Annotated in this window: 3 protein-coding genes; all 3 read right to left on the reverse strand. The window is 39.8% G+C overall.

The features are described 5' to 3' along the window. Positions 1-18 precede the first annotated feature (18 nt). The gene (locus tag WSC_RS0106145; protein WP_016955041.1) at positions 19-2,322 is read right to left on the reverse strand and encodes an AAA family ATPase; all 2,304 of its coding nucleotides are present in this window, start codon (positions 2,320-2,322) and stop codon (positions 19-21) included. Between the two features lie 391 nt (positions 2,323-2,713). After that, complete coding sequence (locus WSC_RS0106150) at positions 2,714-3,427, reverse strand: DUF6445 family protein (RefSeq protein ID WP_016955042.1); 714 nt, start codon at positions 3,425-3,427, stop codon at positions 2,714-2,716. A gap of 100 nt (positions 3,428-3,527) precedes the next feature. Beyond that, positions 3,528-4,791, reverse strand: a 1,264-nt coding sequence (locus WSC_RS25125) for an RICIN domain-containing protein (RefSeq protein ID WP_040394048.1), incomplete at its 5' end; no start/stop codon positions are given.

Genomic DNA, 4,791 nt, shown 5'->3' on the forward strand with positions numbered 1-4,791 from the left:
AGAAAATTTCTGGCTAAACTATAAAACCGTGGCCAATTTAACTTGACCACTACAATGAACGACCTTCATAGCTCTTTCCGCAAAGTTAAGCAGCTCCCCATCAATAACCTGAACCTGATCAGCTGCAGGATTAGTATCATGATGGAACTGGCCAGCATAGCGATTGATTTCATTAAGCTCCGCAGTAATATTTTGCGCATGAACTAAAGGACTGGGAAGCTGAGCAATATTAATTTGGTTTACTATCTCCCCAAATAGTAAACCGCTATTAATCATTCCAGGGAACCTTCTGTGCAAATACCCCTCGAGCATCGGTCTTATGGATCTAGCTATCTCCATACTGCTTTGAGCATTTCCTGCCATATATTCATCAAGCATCCTATGACATTTGAAATATGCACTCTCACATTCTTGGTCAAGATTTATTTCATCAAAGTCGCTATAGCGATTTGCAACCGACTTTAATTTTAAACACTTAATATTGTTTGGGTTTTCTGTGCGAAGCACATCATCACGGAGGTTTCGAAGAAAATGAACATCATGTGCGAGAACTATTATTTGCTCACAATTATCATGTAATCGTTTTAATACAGTGCGTGTTTGTTGTTTTCGATTAAGATCCAAACTACACATTGGATCGTCAATTACAATTATTTTAGTGGCAAGATCAGCGTCTGCCTCGGCTGATGCAATAAAGAATGCAAAGGCTAAAGTTCTCTTATCACCTTCGCTCAAAGAAGTCTTAAAATCTGGCACACCACCATTTAAAGCAATATTGGCACCGCGCATTTGCAATACATAATCACTTCTCAAACCACCTCGGTAATTAAAATCTATATTAGGAATAAGAAATTGAGCACCAAAACCGCGTAAAAGTTCATTAATACGATCTTTATAGCTTTCAAGTGTTGCTTGCATTATTTGATTCAGGACATCTTTTTTGCTCTGCTTTTCAGTTTTCGCAGCTACATCTAGACTTTTATCCAATGCAAGCTGTGAAAATAAATCTATAACATCTTGCCTGTACCGTGTCTTAGCCCACTCCAAATCACGGATTTGATCACGCAAATTGTCAATACTCATAGCGGCCAAATTATTTTTGTAGTCTGCTATCACTGTTGTAGCATTTGAAATTGGGTCGTTACATGCAGCAACAATGTTTAATATTTCCTGCCATTTTCTATCAACTTCGTTTTTATCCTCTTCAGAGCCAACAGAATCAAGCAAATTAACTTCTTTGTTCTCTCTCAAAGTGTTTAAAAGATTTCTAATACTAGAAAGAGCATCCCTTGCCGAGCTTTCATCGAATGTTGGCGGTGTTATCTCTACATGTTCCTGCCATCCATCAATGACAGCGCTGGCAGTTTCAAATCGTGCCTTTAACCTGTCAATTATCACATTAGCGCAGCTTGCGTTAATATTGCTTTTCAGCCGAGAAACATCTGATTTAAGCTGATTATAGTCTTGATTAAAGTAACTGCGATATGCTTGGATTAATTCGACTCCCTCAAGAGGCTGGTTACAATACAAGCAATTACCTTCTTCACCATATGCATGCCCGTCACTTATCCACTTCTCCAAACGATTTTTATTGTGGGTATTTAAATGTTCTTTAACTTGCTGTTCTGCAGCTAGATCAATATTTTCAAGGGATGTACATAAAATATTGAAAACATCGTCCACATTAAGTGTCGGCATTACTAATTCTTGAGGCAATGCTTTAGCTTGAATAAGACCTATGTTTTGTGCTTCAGTGATCTTGCTATTAAGAACTGATATTTGATCATCTGCATCTACAACTTCAGCTATTCTTTCAAATTGAGTTTGCGTCAAACCTCTGTGCAGCACTTCCAATTGGTTGCTTGTTTCTCGTAAAGAACTGGCTGCAGTTCTCGCATTATTATCTGCAAGATCATATTCTTGTTGCGCAACAACTGCATTTTCGCCAAGAGCAAATTGCAGTAGGTTTTTTCGTTGATCGGCAGTAACTTGTCCTCCTGCATAAACATTTTGCTCGACGAAATCGGCATCAAATACTAAAAGCTCTGGGCGTCCAACATCCCAACTACCATTTTGAAAACTGGAACGTTGCCCATTAGAAAATTGAAGAATCGCTTCTTGGTCGTTATTACCATCAATAGTACGGCGGTTTATAAGCAATTCAGGCTTATTTGTTGAACAAGAACGAAATAATGAAGCTAGTGTTGATTTACCCCGTCCATTATCTGCATAGATAAAGCTGGCTTTCTGTAACCCATGGGCTCTTGCATCAGCATCATGTAAAAGCCCTATTCCTTTTATTCTATGTATTCTTTCTAACATCTATATCCCTTTTGTATTTCAACACTTAAGTATGCCAACTTGCCAAAGCACATAACAATTTGTTCTCACGCGATTTGCCCGTCGTTCAACCAAATCTGCGCGCATATTTCTACTTGTTGTATTTTAAGCACATGAGCTAACGTTTTGCCAAATATATTATTTCTCTAACAACATTAGTTACTTAACTAAGAAACATACATTCCAATATTTTACTTGTTTCATCAAATTGTTGGGATTCACTTCGTTCGACCCAACCTACATTGGCGGCTAATAAGCGCCTAAAAATAACAACTCGTTGGCCAGCCACTGGCGATAATGCTAGTCGTTTTCACCGTCTTTGCGATATTCATAAGTCTTGGCGTTACCCATCCATTGTTTGCCCCTTTGAACTTTAAAACGCCGCAAATATATTCGCTGTCAATCGACCACTTTTTGGCTCTGTCGATAAATCTTTTGTTTCGTCAATTAAACCTGAGTGTAACAAAGTTCCGGGGTAAACCACTAGCCGGTTTGTTTTGTAGGCAATTGAGCCAAGTAGCTCGTATTCGTCTGTGCTGCTACTAATGTATTGTTTCTCTGCCCTGCCCCATGCGACGGCTTGGTCTTGCTGTACTGCTTGATAATGTTGAATGTTTTGTTGGTGGATATTTTCACAACCTGTAGGTTTGTGCCTAAAGAAACCCGTGCCCGAATAATCACCAGAATTGAGATAATGCATAATGGCAAATTGCTTGGGGTTGAGTGCATCAAAGTGCGGTATGCATTGTTCAGGTGTTAGCTGTTGGCTAGGTTTAGCCACCAGCGAGAAATAACAACTGTCTGATTTAACAGGCCGGTTTTGCTCAATTGCATAATATTTACAAATAACAGGTTTTAACTGTGACAATACAAATGCCACGTAGTTATCTGGCAATGCGGCGCGCACGCCCGGATAATAGGTTTGCTGTTCTTGAACAAAGTTAGCTTGTGTGGCAATTGTTTGTATGTGCGCTAAATCTGCTAAAAAGTTATCAACTAAAATAACCGGTGTTTTTTCGTGGCCAATGCGCATTAAATGCCATTTAGCTTGTGGATTCAGTTTATATTGTATTGGCGGCTTAATCATAAATACTCTTTGCTAATATTACTTTCTAAACACGCTAACAACACAAATAGAGGGTAACCCCTCTATTTGATAATTCAAAAGCTAAACTCTATAAAAAATATTAGTTTACCGAGTTAAAGTACCACTTTTGCAAACTGGTGTTTTGCTCGTTCGCCGCTTGTACATTCGCCCCATTATTAGCACTGTTGGCTTGTAATACTTGCGAGCTAGCTTGCGAACGAATATGGTACAAGCCATCTGTCAGTGGCTCTATGTAAAAACGTTGGTTTTGGTTGCCAAAACATTGCCATTGCTGGGCATTCTGGCTGCCTGCGTCTACATCTAAACACAAGCTGCTGTTTAAACTAACCAATTCAAACAAGTTGTCGGATATTTGATTTAACTGCCATTGTTGGTTGGCCGCGGCAAAATAGTCCCAAGTGTGAATATTGCCACCATTGGTGGTAGATACACCTGCTACATCTAACACCTTGCCACTTGCTTGATTAACAATGTAATACTGGCCTGCTTGCAAAGGCGATGTTGCGTTTGAATTAGCGCTAAATTCAAACCAGTTAAAGTTAAAACCAGCACTAGTAAAGTTTAAACGCATACGGTAAGTGCCTTGCTCGATATAAGCAGAGGTAGATACAGTTTGCCAATTTTGCCAACCACCGGTTGCAGCTACATCAACCGCAGCAACCCAATTATTGTTTAATAACATTTCAATGCGGCCACCGCCGTTTGGGCTAGCTACTCGAAAGTCTAATTGATATTGCGCAGTTTGGTTAAAATTTACTTGAAACTCCACCCAGTCACCAGCGTCGATCCAACCTAAATTTTCACCACCATCTGTATCAGACGTTGCTTCGTGTTCAATGCCATTCATATCACAATAATGTTCAGCTTGAGTTTTGCCTGGTGCCGTATGGCTGGCACTACCGCTACAACCCGCCGCTTGAGGATCTGGCTTAACTGCATCATAAAAGCCTTGGTGCCATTGGTGGCTACTGTGGCCGTTACGGCTGTTGTTTTGCGCAAAGCTGATCATCGCATCATATAAATGAGTGGGTGGTGTACCGCCGTTATTGATATAAGCTTTTACTTGTTCATAGTCAGCATTGGTCGGAACAGTCCACAAAGTACGATCGTGCGACATTTTTTTGAACGACCATGGGAAATAACCCGCTAAATTTTGTTTAGCCCAACTGGTAATAGCCGCAATATTGCCATTATCCGACTCACCATACTCACCTATGATTAATGGGATATTTAAGTTGTTGGTGATATTTTCACGACCATAAGTATCAGCCGCAGGGCCATAATGGTGAATTTGATAAACTAATTTATCGTCCCACTTATAGTTAATGCCGGTATTGGCTTTT

It is taken from the genome of Catenovulum agarivorans YM01 (assembly GCF_000281085.1).
Classification (GTDB): domain Bacteria; phylum Pseudomonadota; class Gammaproteobacteria; order Enterobacterales; family Alteromonadaceae; genus Catenovulum; species Catenovulum agarivorans.

Excerpts from the sequence above, each read along its gene's own strand:
- WSC_RS0106145 (WP_016955041.1), bottom strand. The coding sequence starts at position 2,322 with ATGTTAGAAAGAATACATAGAATAAAAGGAATAGGGCTTTTACATGAT.
- WSC_RS0106150 (WP_016955042.1), bottom strand. The coding sequence starts at position 3,427 with ATGATTAAGCCGCCAATACAATATAAACTGAATCCACAAGCTAAATGG.